This is a genomic window from Corynebacterium sp. HMSC28B08 (genome assembly GCF_001806865.1).
In the GTDB taxonomy this organism is placed as follows: Bacteria; Actinomycetota; Actinomycetes; order Mycobacteriales; family Mycobacteriaceae; genus Corynebacterium; species Corynebacterium auriscanis.
In genome coordinates, this window is sequence record NZ_KV786193.1 from 33,798 (window position 1) to 50,901 (window position 17,104).

Genomic DNA, 17,104 nt, shown 5'->3' on the forward strand with positions numbered 1-17,104 from the left:
AAACGCGCCATTTTGTCAGAGTTCTGCTGCACATCGTACGAACCGACGCGCGAACGGCGGGGGCCGCGCCAAGGTGGGGCCGACGCGCGAACGGCGGGTGCCGCACCGAGATCGGGCCGACGCGCGAACGGCGGGTGCCGCACACCCTTGTGCTAGACCATCGCGCACACCCTAGTGCTACGCCAGAGTGCGTGGCTTGAAGCTGGGCCGCCCCGCCTCATAATCCTCAATGGCTTGCTCGTTGCGCAAGGTCAGACCAATGTCATCCAGCCCCTCCATCAGGCGCCAGCGAGTGTAGTCGTCCACCTCGATGGTGAAGGTGTGCGTGCCCAGCTGCGCTGTGCGGTCCTCTAGGTTCACAGTCATCTGCGCACCGGGTTCTTGCTCCAGCAGCTTCCAGATCAGCTCGATATCCGATTGCTCCAGCGTGGCCGCCAGCAATCCCGCCTTACCGGAGTTCCCGCGGAAAATATCGGCGAAACGGCTGCTGAGGACAACCCGGAATCCGTAGTCCATCAATGCCCACACCGCGTGCTCACGCGAGGATCCCGTTCCGAAATCGGGGCCCGCTACCAGCACGGAGGCGCCTTCATAGGCCGGCTGGTTGAGGATAAACTGTGGGTCTTTGCGCCAGCCGGCGAAAAGGCCGTCTTCGAATCCCGTGCGCGTTACTCGCTTGAGGTACACCGCTGGGATGATCTGGTCGGTATCTACATTGGAGCGCGTCAGCGGCGCTGCCACTCCTTCGTGCGTATGGAACTTCTCCATGTCGGTTGCTCTTTTCTTTCGCGTGGGTGCTGATTTTTTGGTTACTCGACGCCAAACTCTTCAGTGGAACGGCGCAGGGCGTCATACCAAATCGGCAGGTGAAGACAAGAAACCGCGAACTGCCGTGGCGGCGGCGACCGGGGGCGAGACAAGGTGCGTACGCCCACCTTTGCCCTGGCGACCCTCAAAATTGCGGTTGGATGTGGAGGCGCTGCGCTCCCCCGGCTTGAGCTGGTCCGGGTTCATGCCTAGGCACATGGAACAACCCGGCAGGCGCCACTCGGCACCGGCGGCTAGGAAAACCTTGTCCAGGCCCTCCTCCTCGGCCTGCGCTTTCACGCGTGCAGACGATGGGACCACCAGCATCTGGACATGGTCACTGACCTGGCGGCCCTCGAGGACCTCAGCAGCGGCGCGCAGGTCTTCGATGCGGGAGTTTGTGCAGGAACCGAGGAAAACGGTATCGATCTTGACCTCGCGCAGTGGCGTGCCGGGCTGCAGATCCATGTACTCCAGGGCGCGTTCTGCGGCGGCGCGGTCGGCGTCGTTGGTGAAGTCCTCCAGGTGCGGGATGGCCTCATGCAACGGCAGGCCCTGACCTGGGTTTGTACCCCAGGTGACGAATGGCGTGATCGCACTGCCGTCGATGTGGACGACGGTATCGAAGGTGGCATCGTCATCGGTGCGCAGGGAGCGCCAGTAGTCCACGGCCGCATCCCAATCGTCGCCCGTGGGTGCGTGCGGGCGACCCTTCAGGTATTCGAAGGTGATGTCATCCGGGGCAATCATTCCGGCGCGAGCGCCCGCCTCGATGGACATGTTGCACATGGTCATGCGGGCTTCCATAGACAGCTTTTCGATGGCCTCGCCACGGTATTCGATGATGTGGCCCTGCCCGCCGCCGGTGCCGATCTTGGCGATGATGGCCAGGATCAGGTCCTTGGACGTCACGCCGGGTTGCAATTCGCCCGAGACCTCTATGCCCATGGTTTTGAAGGGCTTCAGCGGCAGGGTTTGGGTAGCCAGGACGTGCTCGACCTCTGAGGTGCCGATGCCCATCGCGATGGAGCCGAAAGCGCCGTGCGTGGAAGTGTGCGAGTCACCGCACACCACGGTCATCCCCGGTTGAGTGAGGCCCAGCTGGGGGCCGACAGTGTGGACGATGCCCTGGTCGATGTCGCCCATAGAGTGCAGGCGAATGCCGAATTCCTTGGCGTTATCGCGCAGGGTGGATACCTGCAGGCGGGAAGTCTTGTCTTCGATTTCCAGTAAGTTCCCGCTGGCTACGCCGATGGTGGGGACGTTGTGGTCCTCGGTGGCGATGGTTAGGTCCGGCCGGCGGACGGGGCGGCCGGCTTGACGCAGCCCGTCGAATGCCTGCGGCGAGGTAACCTCGTGGACGAGGTGCAAGTCGATGTAGAGCAGGTCGGGGCCACCATCGGTGCCGGGGGCGACGACGTGATCGCGCCAAACTTTCTCCGCTAGGGTCAGCGGTTTATTCGCGTGCTCAGCTGTTGTGGACACTGCTTACCTCTTTTCTGGTTATCACTACCACCATTCCACGGTGTGGGATGTACAATATCAAACTATGGGAAACGATGTAGAAGTTCCAAACACAAGCGGCATTCAAGTTTTGGATAGAGCCGTTTATCTGTTGAACGTCATCGCCGCTCGCCCCAGCAACCTAACCCAGCTGTGCGAGCTCACCGGCCTCCCGCGTGCAACCACCCACCGTATTGCGGTCGCACTGGAGAAGCATCGCCTCATCCAGCGCGATGAAGAAGGCCGTTGGCGAATTGGCCAGGGCGTGATTGAATTGGCCCCGCGTAGCAGCAACCGTCTGCTGGAGGCTGCCGATGAGGTTTTGCCCGAACTGGTCAAGGAAGTCGGCGAGGCCGTGCAAGTGTATCGCCGTAGCGGTTTTGAACGCGTGTGCGTAGCCGCGATCAGCCCCTCTGCGGGCCTGCACGATATTGTGCCCGCTGGACATCGAATGACCTTGGCCGCCGGATCAGCCGCCAAGGTCTTGGTGGCCTATGGCACGGAGGATCTGCGCCGGGAGGTCTTGCCCACTGCGGCTTACGATCGTGCAGAGCTGGACCAGATCAGGGCGCAAGGGTGGGCGGAATCGGTCGCCGAGCGCGACGTATCGCTGGCCAGCTGTTCCGTTCCTATTTTGGATGCTGGCGGTGGCTTGGTCGCGGTATTGTCCACATCTGGCCCTGTAGATCGGTTGCGCCCATCGCCGGCAGATCGTTACAAGGACACTCTGTTGGCAGGTGCCAAACGGATTGGTGAGTTGCTGTAGTTTGTACCGGTGCTGGTGAGCACTGTTCGCCCGCAGCCGCCGGCACCGCAGTCGCAACCACCGGCAACGCAGTCACAACCACCGGCAACGCTGTCAGTGCACCCTAATCCTTCTGCGCGTTGGATGTTACTGCGCGCAACCCGGTCACCCCACCCGCTAGGATTGCCGCTCCAACTGTCATCACCAGCGCCATCGGCAGAGCCGACGAACCATCGCCCACACCTGTCAAAGGTGCGATTCCTGCCGCGAAGGTGAATTGGAATGCCCCTAGCAGCGCCGAGCCGGAGCCCGTGCGCCCCTCGGAAGCCTGCATCGCCAGCGCCACGGTATTCGGGAACAAGAAACCATTCGATCCCACGAGGATAAAGAACCCAATCATGAGAGGAATGGCGGCGGCATCGAATACAAGGACCGTCACCAGGATCCACAGCACCGCTGCGCCCATGACCCCCGTCACGATGCTCACCCACTTCAACACGGGCACCTTGGTCACAATCCGGGAATTCAGCAAGTTTGCAATCACCAGCGTTGCGGAGTTAATGGTGAACATAACCGAGTACTGAGCCGTACTAAAGCCATTGAGGCGAATCATGATGAACGAACTTCCGGCGATATAGGAAAACATCACAGCGAAGGCCGATACGAACATCAGCAGAGTAAATAGGAACGGAGGTTCCGTAAGCAGCTTGCCCATGGACCCGAAAATTTTTCGGAACCCATTGGTATTCCTAGCCTCTTCCGGCAATGTTTCCGGAACCATCCAATAAGCTCCAACCAGTGTCCCGAAAGCCAAAAGCGCTAGGAATACAAATACCGAACGCCAGCCAAACGCGGGCACCAAGAAGCCACCAATGGCTGGGGCAATGACGGGAGCGATGGATTGCACGGCCATCAACGTGGAAAACGCCTTGGCCACACCCACTCCCCGGCCTAAATCAGCAATGATCGCTTTAGATAGCACCACTCCCGCAGCGCCAAAGAATCCTTGTAGCATGCGGGCGATGATGAGCACCAAGATCGAAGGTGCCATAGCTGCCACAATTGAGGCAATAACGGATCCACCCAGCCCTATCAGAAGCAACCGGCGCCTGCCCCGTTGATCCGACAGTGGACCAATCAGCAGCTGGGCCAACCCCATCGTCACCAAGAAACCGGTCAGGCTCAACTGAGCGACCGATGCGCTCACATCGAATTCGTGAGCAATTTGATCCAACCCCGGCACGTAGGCATCGATCGCGAAAGGCGCGAAGCCCCCGCCCAAAGCTAAGACGACAATGGTCCCGCGACTCAGTCCCGCCCTTTGATTTTCTCCATTAGACATGCGGAAAATACTACTCCGCCCGCCCGGTAGTTGTCATATCACCTAACTGAAACCTTCGATAGGCCAACGGAGCTCGTGCCAGCCCCCACCTCAACCGCGCCAGCCGCCACCTCAGCCGTACCAACACTTGCTCAGCCGCACCAGCCCCCACCTCAACCGCACCGGCCCCATCCCAGCCACACCAGTACTTACTCCCGCGGCCCCAATTCCTTTTCCAGAACCTCCTGGACCACCTTCATCGCGCTCAAAGCCGCCGGAGCGCCACAATAACCCGAAGCATGGATCACCGCTTCGGTGATCTCTTCCCGCGTCAGACCATTTTCTAAGCCACCACGTACATGTCCGCGCAATTCCTCGGTCGCCCGCAGCGCCACCAGCATGCCAATGTTCAACAAACTACGATCGCGCTTCGCCAACCCCGGCCGGTTCCACACGGCTCCCCACACGGTCGCGGTCACATGCTTTTGCAGTTCCTCCCCGTCCTTGCCCGCATTCCGTTGCAACGCCGCGTCCACGAACTCGTCCCCCATGACCTCCCGGCGCGTTGCAATTCCCGCCTCGAAGGCCGTTGTCATGGCATCGTTCAAACCGGTGGCACCGTCTAACTCGGCTGCGTTGTCCTCTTGTTGGCCGACGCCCCCCGCCGCCCCACCGTTCATATTCCGTTGGTCATTCGCTGTCATCTCAGTCATCCTCCAATGCTTCTTGCGTGGCCTGCACTATTCATTTAACCCTAGGGAGGAACGGCCCCCCGAAGGAGGAACGTGACCCCGAAGAAGAAACGTGCCCCTAAAAGAAGAAACTTGCCCCTAAAAGAAGGAACGTGACCCCGAAGAAGAAACGTGACCGAGAGTGGCGACTCACTAACGGAGAACGAGGATGAGGGGTGCGAGGGGCGTCGGTTAGAAAGGGGCGGGTCGTTAAGAAAGCGTCAAAAAACGCTGGAATGTGGCGGGCGCGGTGCTGAGATCATCAGCATGCTTTATGACGTTTTAATGGTCGCAGTGACCTGTGCCCTCTTCGGCGCAATGGGTGCCGCTGTCAAGGCGGTGGACAAGCTATGAGTTGGGAATTAGTTGTCGGGGGGATTCTGGGAATCCTCGCCATCATCTACCTACTGATCGCGTTGCTGAACCCGGAGAAGTTCTCATGACCGGCACGATCACAGGGTGGATCCCTGTCATCATCGTCCTGATTGCCCTGGCGGGAGTGTACGTGCCTTTGGGCAATTACATGGCCAAGGTGTTTACGGGCCCCGGGCAATCGGGGCCCGGGCAATCGGGCTCTGCACATACGAGTTTCGAGAAGCTGGTGTACCGGCTCACGGGTGTGAATCCCGACGGGCAACAAAAGTGGACGCGCTACGCGGCCAGCGTATTGGCGTTTTCCACTATCAGCTTAGTGTTCCTGTACCTGCTGCAGCGCGTGCAGCAATGGTTGCCATTGAACCACGGCAAGGAGCCGGTGAAGTGGGATCAGGCGTGGAACACCGCGGTCTCATTCACCACAAACACAAACTGGCAGTCCTATTCCGGTGAAGTGGCCATGAGCATCCTCACGCAGATGGCCGGCTTGGCCGTGCAGAACTTTGTGTCTGCAGCTGTGGGTATCACCGTGGCTATTGCACTGATCCGCGGGTTGGCCAATCGCCTGGGTAATGGGGAGATCGGCAATTTCTGGGTGGACCTCACCCGTGCCGTTTTCCGCGTGCTGCTGCCGATGGCGGTCATTGGTGCGGTCCTGTTGATTTCGCAAGGTGCGATCCAGAACTTCCATGCCCCCACGACGGTGCAAACGATCACCGGTGGTCAGCAGACCATTCCGGGTGGTGCTGTGGCGTCCCAGGAAGTCATCAAGGAGCTGGGCACGAACGGCGGCGGTTACTTCAACGCGAACTCCGCCCACCCGTATGAAAACCCGAACGCGTGGACCAACATGCTGGAGATCTTCTTGATCCTGGTAATCCCCGTGAGCCTCACCCGGACCTTCGGGAAAATGATTGGTGATACCCGTCAGGGCTGGGCCGTTCTGGCTGCGATGGCCGTGTTGTACTTCGGCTCTCTGGCTGTGGTGATGTCCAGCGAGACTTCCTTGGCCGCATTCCAAGGTGGCGGTATGGAGGGCAAGGAATACCGCCTAGGTGTACTGCCATCGTCGTTCTTTGCCGTGACCACAACGATGACCTCCACGGGTGCGGTTGATTCGTTCCATTCCAGCTACCACCCACTGGCCGGTGGCATGTTGATTCTGGACATGATGTTGGGCGAGATTTCTCCAGGCGGAGTGGGCACCGGCCTATACGGCATGTTGATGATCGCACTGTTGAGTGTGTTCGTAGCCGGGCTGATGGTGGGCCGTACCCCGGAGTATTTGGGCAAGCGTATTGGTGTTTCGGAGATCACCAAGGTGAGCCTGTACATCCTCGTGATGCCGGCGTTGGTGTTGGCGGGTGTGGGTGTTTCTGCCATGCTTCCATCCACCCGCGATGCCGTCTCCGCATCGGGTCCACACGGGTTTAGTGACCTGGTGTATGCCTACACCTCGGCCTCCAACAACAACGGTTCTGCGTTTGCTGGCTTCGGCGCAGATACCCCGTGGTTCAACATCACTTTGGGCTTGTGCATGCTGCTTGGTCGGTTCCTGCCCATCATTATGGCGCTGGCGCTGGCCGGTGACTTCGCCACGCAAAAACCGGCTGCGGAAACTGCCGGAACACTACCTACTCACCGTCCGCAATTCGTGGGCGTGATGGTCGGCATCGCCATCATTGTTGGCGCCCTGACCTTCCTGCCTACCTTGGTCCTCGGCCCATTGACGGAGGCTCTGTCATGACAACCGCACATCTTTCTACTTCCGGCGATGCTGTTCGCCTTAATCCCGACGCCCCGCGCTCCCCGAACCCATCATCACACGCCGGGAAGAAGCCCGGCGGTACGTTTTCTGTGGCGCAACTGAAGGCGGCTTTGCCGCTGGCCATCAAGAAGATGGACCCGCGTGTGCTGTACAAGACCCCCGTGATGTTCCTGGTGGAAGTGGGCGCGCTGTTCACGCTGGTGCTGGCGATTGCGCACCCTTCCCTGTTCACATGGTCGATCACAGTGTGGCTGTGGCTGACAGTTCTGTTCGCCACGCTGGCGGAATCCGTGGCCGAGGGGCGCGGTAAGGCGCAAGCCGATGCGTTGCGTGCGACCCGCACGTCCTCGAACGCTTTGAAGTTCACGGGCGCCGATATCGCGGATGCCGCCTTGGCCCCGGCCCTGGAGAACTCCGGTGCGGGTGTGCGGGACGTGGCCGAGGAGGTCTCCAGCGAGTCCCTGGTTCCTGGCGATATTGTGCTGGTCAGCGCTGGGAACGTGATCCCCGCCGATGGTGACGTGGTCATGGGTGCCGCCAGCGTGGATGAATCTGCTGTCACGGGTGAATCCGCGCCCGTGATCCGCGAGTCCGGTGGTGATCGCTCCGCGGTCACCGGCGGTACTCGCGTGCTCTCCGATGCCATCGCGGTGCGTGTGACCAGCAAGGCCGGGGAATCCTTCATGGACCGCATGATCGGTCTGGTGGAAGGCGCGGAACGCAAGAAGACTCCCAACGAGGTCGCGCTGGGCACTTTGCTCATCGTGCTAACGATCATCTTCATGATCGTGGTGCTGTCGCTGGCCCCAATGGCGGCCTTTAACGGCGCCGAGCAATCCCCGGTTGTGCTGGTGGCATTGCTGGTGTGTTTGATCCCCACCACCATCGGTGCGCTGCTGTCCGCAATTGGTATTGCGGGCATGGACCGGTTGGTACAGCACAACGTGCTGGCCATGTCCGGTCGCGCGGTGGAAGCCGCCGGTGACGTGGCCACGTTGCTGTTGGATAAGACCGGCACCATCACCATTGGTGACCGCCAAGCCAGCGAGTTCGTGGCCGTGGGCGCTACCACCGAGGAAGAACTGTCCTACGCGTGCCAGCTTTCCTCCCTTGCCGATGAAACCCCCGAGGGGCGCTCTATCGTCCTGCTGGCCCAGAAAGAATCCGGGCAGGCCATTCCGGACGAGACCTTCCGCGAAGCCGAGTTCATCCCCTTCACTGCACAAACCCGCATGAGTGGCATCACGTTGCCCGCCGGTGCCGGGGAGTACACCGAATGGGTCGGGGCCACCGGCCAGGCTGGCGCACGCAAGATCGTCAAGGGCGCGGCCTCGGAAGTGACCAAGTTGGTGGCGACGCTGGGCGGCGAGGTCCCCACCGCGACCACGGACGTGGTTAACGACATTTCCAATAGCGGTGGAACTGCACTGGTCGTAGCCGAGATCGCATTAGATCCCCACGGCAAAGACCGCGCCGGGCGCGTCCTGGGCGTCATCCACCTCAAGGACGTAGTCAAGCCGGGCATGACCGAACGTTTCGAACAACTACGCAAAATGGGCATTCGTACCGTCATGGTCACGGGCGATAATGCCCTGACCGCCAAGGCCATCGCCGCGGAGGCCGGAGTGGACGACGTACTTGCCGAGGCCACCCCAGAGCAGAAGCTGGAGCTAATCCGCAAGGAACAAGCCAAGGGTCGCTTGGTTGCCATGACCGGCGACGGCACCAACGATGCCCCTGCCCTCGCGCAGGCCGACGTGGGTGTGGCCATGAACACCGGTACCACCGCGGCCAAGGAGGCCGGCAACATGGTGGATCTGGATTCGGATCCCACCAAGTTGATCGACGTGGTGGCCATCGGAAAGCAGCTGCTGATTACCCGCGGGGCGCTGACCACGTTCAGTATTGCCAACGATATTGCCAAGTACTTCGCCATCATCCCCGCAATGTTCGTCGTGGCTTTCCCCGGCCTGTCCGCGTTGAACATCATGCGCCTGCATTCTCCGGAATCAGCCATTCTCTCCGCAGTCATCTTCAACGCACTGATCATCATCGCGTTGATCCCGCTGGCGCTGAAAGGTGTGAAGTACCGCGCAGGTTCGGCGGCCGCATTGCTGTCCCGCAACCTCATGATCTTCGGCTTGGGTGGAGTAATCGTGCCGTTCATTGGCATCAAGATCATCGACCTCATTATCTCCGGGGTATTCGGCTTGTAGGCCGGGCGGGTATATCTGCTGTTTCTGCCCCTGCTGCCACCCCTCAGCCCCTGCCACCACCCCACAGCCCCTGCTGCCACCCACAGCCCCTGCCACCCCACAGCCCCTGCCACCCCACAGCCCCTCTAGAAAGGAAAAACAATGGCTAAAGCTCCATCCGGCAACGGCCTTCGCCTAGCCTCCACCACGGTGCGCATCTTCTTCTTGCTCACCCTGATCCTGGGCATCGTCTACCCCATCGCGATGGTGGGTGTGGGCCGCATCATGCCGGCCAAGGCCGATGGCTCTATGATCACCAACTCACAGGGCGAACCAGCGGGTTCCACCCTGATTGCCCAAGAGGTCACCGCTCCGGGTTTCTTCTACCCTCGGCCCTCTGCCGCTGGGGATAATGGTTTCGACGCCATGAGCTCCTCCGCCACGAACCTCTCCCCCTTTAGCAAGGACCTGCAAGCGGCCATTGCAAAGCAGCGTGATGAGGTCGCTGTACGCGAGAACGTCTCCCCCAACGACGTTCCGGTAGATGCCGTGACGTCCTCGGGCTCTGGCCTGGACCCACACATCTCCACCCAGTATGCGCAGCTGCAGGCCCCGCGTGTGGCGAAGGAACGCGGGATCGACAAGGCCCGCGTGGACCAAATGATTACCGATGCCACGGAAGGCAACTTCACCGGCAACCGGGATGGCGCCCCGGTGAATGTCGTGAAGTTGAACAAGGCCCTCAGCGACATGAGCTAAGTGGGCAACCCCTGCTCCCCGTTGCGATTCGAGGTTCGGTCGCGGCGGGGGGCGTCGGTGTAAAAAAGGCACTACGAAGGCCGGCGCGGCCGTGACAACAACGAGGAGACAACAGCGACCATGGGACAGCGGGGCAAGCTTAAGGTCTATCTGGGATTTGCGCCGGGTGTGGGTAAGACGTGCGCGATGCTCAGTGAAGCGCATGATCTGGTTGATCGCGGGCACGATGTGCTGGTCGGCATCGTGGAAGACCATGGGCGCGAGCGCACGCGGGCGCTGACCGAGGGCTTACCGATTCTGCCGCGCAAGATGGTGGCGCACCGCGGTGGCGAGTACGACGAGATGGACCTTGAGGCCGCGCTGGCCGCGCACCCGCAGGTGGTGCTGGTCGACGAGTTGGCGCACACCATCGTGGGCGCGCAGGATTCCGATGGAGACCGGCCGGCGGAGGGCGCAAAGCGTTGGCACGATGTGTATGCCCTGCTGGACGCCGGAATCGACGTGATCTCCACGATGAATATCCAGCATGTGGAATCGCTCAACGATGTGGTCTCCGCCGTGACGGGAACGCGGCAGCGCGAGACCGTGCCGGATCAGGTACTGCGCGATGCCGATGAGATCGAGCTGGTGGACCTCTCCCCCGATGCCCTGCGCATTCGCCTGGCGCGCGGTGAGGTATATCGACAACAGCAGGCCGAAACCGCACTAAACAGCTACTTCCGGGTCGGCAACCTGACGGCCCTGCGCGAGCTGAGCCTGCTGTGGCTGGCCGACAAGGTCGACGAGGTACTGGAGAAGTACCGCGAGGACGAAAAGATCCAGGACAACTGGCCCGCCCGCGAGCGTGTGGTCGTGGCGGTTCAAGGCGATGATGTCTCCGAGGCCCTGATCCGCCGTGGCGCGCGCATCACCGAGCGTGTGGCCGGGCGCGAAATGCTCGTGGTGTTCGTCTCAGGTGCCGATGGGGCCCTGGAGGGCGACGTGCCACGGCGGTTGCGCCGATTGCAGGAGCTGACGGAATCCCTCGACGGCCAGTGGCGCGTCATCGAGGGCGACGATGTGGCTAAGACGTTGCTGGAGTTCGCGCGCACGGTCAATGCGTCGCAGTTGGTGATCGGCCTAGGCACGCGCATGAGCCGCCTGTTTAGTTCCACGGCCCACAAGATTATCGATGGGTCCGGGCGCATTGACGTGCACATTGTGTCCACGGTGGGCTCGGCGGTGAAGAACGGGCGCAGTTCAACCGTTCGGTCGCTGCTGCGACGGGCGAAAACCTACGTGGTGGGGCGTTCGCGCCGGCACACGGGAGCGCTGGATACGACTCCACAGTTAAGCCCCGCCCGGCGCGGGGCTGGCTGGGCGTTGGCAATCCTGGGGCCGATCCTGTTAACCCTGTTCATGACGCCCCTCGATCACCAGGAAGGCGCGCTGGGTTCCATCCTGCTGGGGTATTTGACCATCGCGGTGTTCGCGGCGCTAGCGGGTGGTTTCGGTCCAGCGATTGTGGCTGTGACCTTGGGCTCTGTGCTAGCAAACTGGTTTTTCACCCACCCCTATCGCACACTCACGGTGACCGAGCCTGCCAACCTGGTGCAGATCATCTTGTTTTTTGTTATTTCGGTGGCCGTCGCGGTGGTGGTGGATATTGCGGAACGACGCCGCGCTGAGTCCAACCGACGGCTAGGCCAGGCGGTGGTGCTGTCCGACCTCGCGCGTGGCGCGCTGGATGAGGGCGATGATATCCACAGTTTGCTATCGCGGTTGCGGGAGACGTTCAACCTGCGGCGCGTGGATTTGCAGCAGTATTCGAAGGAGCGGAAAAAGTGGGTGACGATGGCGACCACCGATCCCGGTGGGATCGGTGTGCCATGGCCCGGTAAGAAGACCCCCGCGCACGTGGGTGCGGGCGACGGCATGCGGTTCGTGTTGGGCGGGCGGGAGCTGTCACCGGCGGAAAGTGCCATGATCGAGGCTCACGGTGCGCGGATCACCGCCATTATCGACCGCGAGCAGCTGCACGCGATGCGCCGGGCGACGGCCGCGTTGGAGGCGGGAAACCGTGTGGGTACGGCCCTGTTGACGGCCGTGTCTCACGACTTGCGCACCCCGCTGGCGGGGATCAAGGCGGCGATCACGGGGCTGACGATGGACGACGTGGAGCTGGACGAGGATTCCCGCGCGCTGTTGATGGACACGATTGCCTCCAGCACCGACCGGCTGGAGACGGTCATTGGGAATCTGTTGGATATGAGCCGCGTGAACTCCAACACCGTCACCGTCCATCACGCCCCGGTGAATTACGCCGACGTGGTGGATGCTGTTATCGCGGAACTGCCCGAGGCTGCCCAGTACATCGAATCGCACGTGGATGCCTCGGTGGCACCCGCGGTAGGTGATACGGGCTTAGTGCAGCGCATTGTCGCCAACATTGTGATCAACGCGCGGACGTACGCGCCGAATTCGCCCATTGAGATCCGCGCGCAAGAGGGTGTTAGTGCAAACACGGCTTCCCCCAGCACCGTGCAACTCATCATCAGCGACCACGGCCCTGGGTTTCCACCAGAGAAGCTCAACGACGTGTTCACTCCCTTCCAGCGCCTTGGCGATCAATCTGCCAACCAGAATGGACTGGGCCTGGGCCTGGCAGTCGCCCGCGGATTCGCCGAGGCCATGGGCGGTAGCTTGGAAGCACACAACACGCCCGGCGGAGGCGCGACGCTGGTGCTCACACTCCCCCGCGCTGGAGCTGCGCCCACTGATCTCACATCCGCCGCGGATCACACACCCACTGCCGCCCCACACCCCACCTCCACGGACCGCCACCGTACGGGGACGGCAGGGGTGGGGATGAGGGTGGCGTCGGATAAAAAAGAAACCAACAACGCCAACCCCAAGGAACCAGAATGAACAGTGAAAAGATTTTGATGGTTGAGGACGACGCCCCCTTGGCCAATGCGGTGCTCGTCACCCTTCGGGCGCGGGGGTATGACGTGAAGGTGGCGAAGACCGCCAGCGCGGCGATCAAGCTGGCCGCCGAGTGGCACCCGCACGCGCTGCTGCTGGACCTGGGGCTACCGGATATGAGCGGCCTAGACGTTCTGCGTGCCCTACGGAGCTGGAGCGATGTGCCCGTTCTAGTGGTCTCGGCGCGGCACGACGAGGCCGGGAAAATTAACGCGCTGGATGAGGGCGCCGATGATTACGTGACCAAGCCGTTTGCCGTGGGGGAGCTGCTGGCGAGGCTGCGGGCGGCGTTACGCAGGGCCCCCAGTGAGGAGGCGGAGCAACCGGTGGTGTGGACCTCCGATGGGCGCGTGGCGTTCGATTTGCCGGAAAAGCGCGTGACAGTGGATGGTGCGGAGGTGCATCTCACGCCCCGCGAATGGGGAATCGCGGAGTACCTGATTCGCCATCAGGGGCGGTTGGTGACGAAGCTGGAGCTGCTACAGGCGGTATGGGGCGAATCATATAAGAAGGAGACGAACTACCTGCGGGTGTATATGTCTCAGCTGCGCGCGAAGCTGGAGCGCGATCCCGCGAATCCGCAGTACTTCACGACGGAGCTGGGGGTTGGGTATCGGCTGGTGCTGTAAGCGGGCGTCGTAGGCGCAGGCCGTCAGCCGGAGTTGGGTAGCGACTGGTGCTGTAAGCGGGCGTTGTAGGCGCAGGCCGTCAGCCGGAGTTGGGCGGTCTGCGCATAAAAGCACCCACCATCCGCATGATGCGGAAATGGTAGGTGCTGGGTTTGTGGGTGGTGGCGAGTGTGCGCTGGGTTAATTGGCGATGGCTTACCAGCCTTGGCACGTGGGCCTGCCTAACGTGCGGCCACCACGGTCCCGTTTAGTGCTTGTTGTCGCGAGTAGCCAGGTACAGCAGGCCACCGATGACGGCGAGGTTCTTAACGAACTGCAGCTGCTGCTGGCCCTTGTCTTCCTCGGTTTCCTGATCCCAGAAAGCGTGGCCAACCAAGGTGGTTGGAATGAGGGAACCGACCAAGCCCAGTGCGCTGAGCTGTGGGAAGATACCCAAGGCCAGTGCGGAACCCAGTCCCATCTGAGCGTACGCATTGATGGTGGCCATGTGCTTGCCCTCGACGGGCAGGTTGTTCAGGCCGACCTTCTTCGCTGCAGAATCGGCCATTCCGCCAACGCCCTCGATGTTTTTCAGCGCGTTCTGTGCGCCGATGATGAACAGTGGCATAACGGCAGCGCGGCCTAAGACGGAGCCAGCCTTCGAGATAAAGGATCGTTCTGGCTGGGTTTTCAACAGGTTGTTCAACATAGTGGTGACCCTCCTACGGGTATTGAGTGTTGGGCTGTGGTCTTGCCCTAATGGTCAGTCTAATTACGTTCATTGGCTGTATCACCCACCATGTAGGTGACAGTTCAGCATTTTATCGTTCACATCACCCACCATGTAGGTGATACGTCAACCACCATAGCGGAGGGTGTTGGTGTTCGCAATAGCCAAGCGGACACCGACCCAAAAAAATTTCGGCAACCGCCACCTATGCACTTCTCCCCCATATAGCTTTCCCCACCCGCCACGTCCGCATCCCTCCCTAAAACTCTTTCAGGCTGCCCGTTTCACCCCCCTTCTGCGAATATCTTCACTCCCCGAGATTTTTACCCCCAGCGAACAGCCGGAAAAAGCTTTTCTCATACCTGATCCCGTTTCACCCCAAATGCCTCCACCCCTGCGGCGCCGATGATCCATTTCATGGACATGATCCTCCCTCACCCCTCAATTCCACGCACTCCCGCACAACTACGTTCAACAAACAGAACGAAACAACACAAAAACCGACCCAACGACGCATCTCATTCTGCAAACCCAACCGGCGCGAAGAAAACAGGAACGAATATCAAGCAACACAGAAACACGCCACCCAACACGCCCTAAAACACGCTGCCCAACACCCCCCAAAAAAGCAGAGCTAAGGGTCAAAAAGCAGAAAGAAGCGACACGAAAAAACGCCTCCACCTCGAATCAAGGTGGGGGCGCTGAGATTTGGTACCCCGTACGGGATTTGAACCCGTGTTACCGGCGTGAGAGGCCAGCGTCCTAGGCCGCTAGACGAACGGGGCAGGACATCACAGTTGCGACTGAAATCAGTGCGCAAGCGACGGAACAGAACTTTACACGTCACGGGAAATATTTACCTAATCCGCAGGTCACTCGATGATTTACACCAAATCGATGCCAATTCCCACTGAAAAGAAGTCCGAGTAGGCCCCCACCCTGCCCATAACCTCGCCATCCCCGCCATCCCACTCGCCACCCTTCCGCAAAAAATGCGCATAACCGATTGGGCAACTGCACCTCTCGAGGCCTAAAATCCCCAAGTAAATCAGTTCTGTGTTAGCTGGCCGATCATCGCGGACGAGCCGTAACCCTCGTCACACGCCCCGACGCGCTGGCCTACACACCCGATTTCAAACCCATAGCAGCTAGAAAGAGCTCCCAAATGACCAGCTCATCTGATTCAGCAGGCTCGGCCCAACCGGCCGACCTGCGAGATAAAGCAAAGCCCACCTCTCCGGTGCGAGAGTTCACTCTCCGCGCGGTCATCCTCGGTGGCATTATCACTCTGATTTTCACCGCGGCCAACGTGTACTTGGGCCTCCGCGTGGGCCTCACGTTCGCCACGTCCATCCCCGCCGCCGTGATCTCCATGGCGATCCTGCGTAACTTCAAGGATCACTCCATCCAGGAGAACAACATCGTACAGACCATCGCGTCTGCCGCGGGCACCCTCTCGGCGATCATCTTCGTCCTCCCCGGCCTCATCATGGTCGGCTGGTGGCAAGGCTTCCCGTACTGGACGACAGCCGCGGTCTGCGCGATCGGCGGCATCCTCGGCGTGATGTTCTCCATCCCGCTGCGCCGCGCGCTCGTCACCGGCTCTGACCTGCCGTTCCCAGAAGGCGTGGCCGCTGCGGAGGTCCTCAAGGTCGGCGACACTCAAGGCGAACAAAACGCGCAAGCCGCCAACGCTGCCGCCACCGCTGGAACGAACCCAGCCAGCACCCCCGCTGCCGACACCGCGGGCACGACGGGCGCCGGCACCGTCATTGCTGAATCCGCGGGCGACAGCACCGGCAGCACCAGCAACGCCAGCAACACCCTCAGCACCAGCAGCACCTCCACCGATGCCCACGAGGAGAACAAGCAAGGCCTCCGAATGATCATCGTCGGCGCCCTGGCCTCCGCGGCCATGGCCATCCTCGGTGCGATGAAGGTCGCCGCCACGGAGATCGCCACGTTCTTCCGCGTCGGCTCCGGCGGCACGATGATTGGCGGTTCCCTCTCCCTCGCACTGATCGGTGTGGGGCACCTGGTCGGTCTTTCCGTCGGTATCGCGATGATCATCGGCCTCGCCATCTCCTACGGAGTGCTGCTCCCACTGCGCACGTCCGGTCTCATTCCAGCGGAAGGCGATATCTCTGACATCGTGTCCTCCACCTTCGCCTCCGACGTCCGTTTCATCGGCGCCGGTGCGATGGCGATCGCTGCGGTTTGGACTCTGCTGAAGATCATCGGACCAATCATCAAGGGAATCAAAGACAGCATGGCGTCGTCCCGCGCCCGTAACGCCGGCCAACAAGTAGCCCTCACCGAAAAAGACATCCCCTTCCCCGTGGTCGCAGGTGTGACTTTGGCCTCGATGATCCCCGTGGGTGTGCTGCTGTGGCTGTTCGTCAAGGATTCCGCCATCACCCACCACATGACCGGCCTGATTATCTTGTCGATCGTCTACACCCTCCTGGTCGGCCTGATCGTGGCTTCCATCTGTGGTTACATGGCCGGCCTGATCGGCGCGTCGAACTCCCCGATCTCTGGCGTGGGCATCATCGTGGTGTTGTCGGCTGCTTTGCTGATCAAGGTGGTTGTTGGGGG

13 protein-coding genes and 1 tRNA gene are annotated in these 17,104 nt (G+C 61.1%); 8 read left to right on the forward strand and 6 right to left on the reverse strand.

Translation table 11 applies throughout. The features are described 5' to 3' along the window. Window positions 1-177: 177 nt before the first annotated feature. Both leuD and leuC read right to left on the reverse strand, forming a co-directional pair. Entirely contained in the window at window positions 178-768 is a 591-nt protein-coding gene (gene leuD / locus HMPREF3098_RS10485) for a 3-isopropylmalate dehydratase small subunit (RefSeq protein WP_070435098.1), read from the reverse strand. An 81-nt stretch (window positions 769-849) separates the two neighbouring features. Then, on the reverse strand, window positions 850-2,292 hold the full coding sequence (gene leuC, locus HMPREF3098_RS10490; RefSeq protein WP_070435099.1) for a 3-isopropylmalate dehydratase large subunit: 1,443 nt from the start codon (window positions 2,290-2,292) through the stop codon (window positions 850-852). Window positions 2,293-2,356: 64 nt separating this feature from the next. Between leuC and HMPREF3098_RS10495 the strand changes: the two genes are divergently transcribed. Continuing rightward, a complete protein-coding gene (locus HMPREF3098_RS10495) occupies window positions 2,357-3,076 on the forward strand; it encodes an IclR family transcriptional regulator (protein WP_070435100.1) in 720 nt (239 codons plus the stop codon). A 103-nt stretch (window positions 3,077-3,179) separates the two neighbouring features. On the opposite strand, the gene HMPREF3098_RS10500 is transcribed toward HMPREF3098_RS10495, so the two are convergent. Further along, a complete protein-coding gene (locus tag HMPREF3098_RS10500; protein ID WP_070435101.1) occupies window positions 3,180-4,397 on the reverse strand; it encodes a multidrug effflux MFS transporter in 1,218 nt (405 codons plus the stop codon). Between the two features lie 188 nt (window positions 4,398-4,585). Next, complete coding sequence (locus HMPREF3098_RS10505) at window positions 4,586-4,972, reverse strand: carboxymuconolactone decarboxylase family protein (RefSeq protein ID WP_070435121.1); 387 nt, start codon at window positions 4,970-4,972, stop codon at window positions 4,586-4,588. 485 nt (window positions 4,973-5,457) lie between these two features. Here HMPREF3098_RS10505 and HMPREF3098_RS10515 point away from each other — a divergent pair, with 485 nt between their 5' ends. From HMPREF3098_RS10515 to HMPREF3098_RS10540, 6 genes are all read left to right on the forward strand, one after another. Beyond that, entirely contained in the window at window positions 5,458-5,550 is a 93-nt protein-coding gene (locus tag HMPREF3098_RS10515) for a potassium-transporting ATPase subunit F (protein ID WP_070435103.1), read from the forward strand. After that, a complete protein-coding gene (gene kdpA / locus HMPREF3098_RS10520) occupies window positions 5,547-7,229 on the forward strand; it encodes a potassium-transporting ATPase subunit KdpA (RefSeq protein WP_070435104.1) in 1,683 nt (560 codons plus the stop codon). Before HMPREF3098_RS10515 ends, kdpA begins: the two co-directional genes overlap by 4 nt. Then, window positions 7,226-9,466: a potassium-transporting ATPase subunit KdpB gene (gene kdpB, locus HMPREF3098_RS10525; RefSeq protein ID WP_070435105.1), complete on the forward strand. Its 2,241-nt coding sequence runs from the start codon at window positions 7,226-7,228 to the stop codon at window positions 9,464-9,466. The genes kdpA and kdpB overlap by 4 nt, the downstream gene beginning before the upstream one ends. Window positions 9,467-9,607: 141 nt before the next feature. After that, the gene (gene kdpC, locus HMPREF3098_RS10530) at window positions 9,608-10,204 is read left to right on the forward strand and encodes a K(+)-transporting ATPase subunit C (RefSeq protein ID WP_070435106.1); all 597 of its coding nucleotides are present in this window, start codon (window positions 9,608-9,610) and stop codon (window positions 10,202-10,204) included. 120 nt (window positions 10,205-10,324) lie between these two features. Then, on the forward strand, window positions 10,325-13,111 hold the full coding sequence (locus HMPREF3098_RS10535; protein WP_083284485.1) for a DUF4118 domain-containing protein: 2,787 nt from the start codon (window positions 10,325-10,327) through the stop codon (window positions 13,109-13,111). After that, window positions 13,108-13,797, forward strand: a complete 690-nt coding sequence (locus HMPREF3098_RS10540) for a winged helix-turn-helix domain-containing protein (RefSeq protein ID WP_070435107.1) — start codon at window positions 13,108-13,110, stop codon at window positions 13,795-13,797. The genes HMPREF3098_RS10535 and HMPREF3098_RS10540 overlap by 4 nt, the downstream gene beginning before the upstream one ends. A gap of 247 nt (window positions 13,798-14,044) precedes the next feature. Here HMPREF3098_RS10540 and HMPREF3098_RS10545 read toward each other — a convergent pair whose 3' ends face one another. Next, window positions 14,045-14,485, reverse strand: coding sequence for a DoxX family protein (locus HMPREF3098_RS10545; protein ID WP_052094984.1), 441 nt, complete (start codon window positions 14,483-14,485; stop codon window positions 14,045-14,047). Between the two features lie 730 nt (window positions 14,486-15,215). Further along, window positions 15,216-15,291 (reverse strand) — tRNA-Glu (locus HMPREF3098_RS10550). 380 nt (window positions 15,292-15,671) lie between these two features. Here HMPREF3098_RS10550 and HMPREF3098_RS11930 point away from each other — a divergent pair. Next, window positions 15,672-17,104 (forward strand): OPT family oligopeptide transporter (locus HMPREF3098_RS11930; protein ID WP_246815934.1); only part of this gene is annotated, 1,433 nt, incomplete at its 3' end.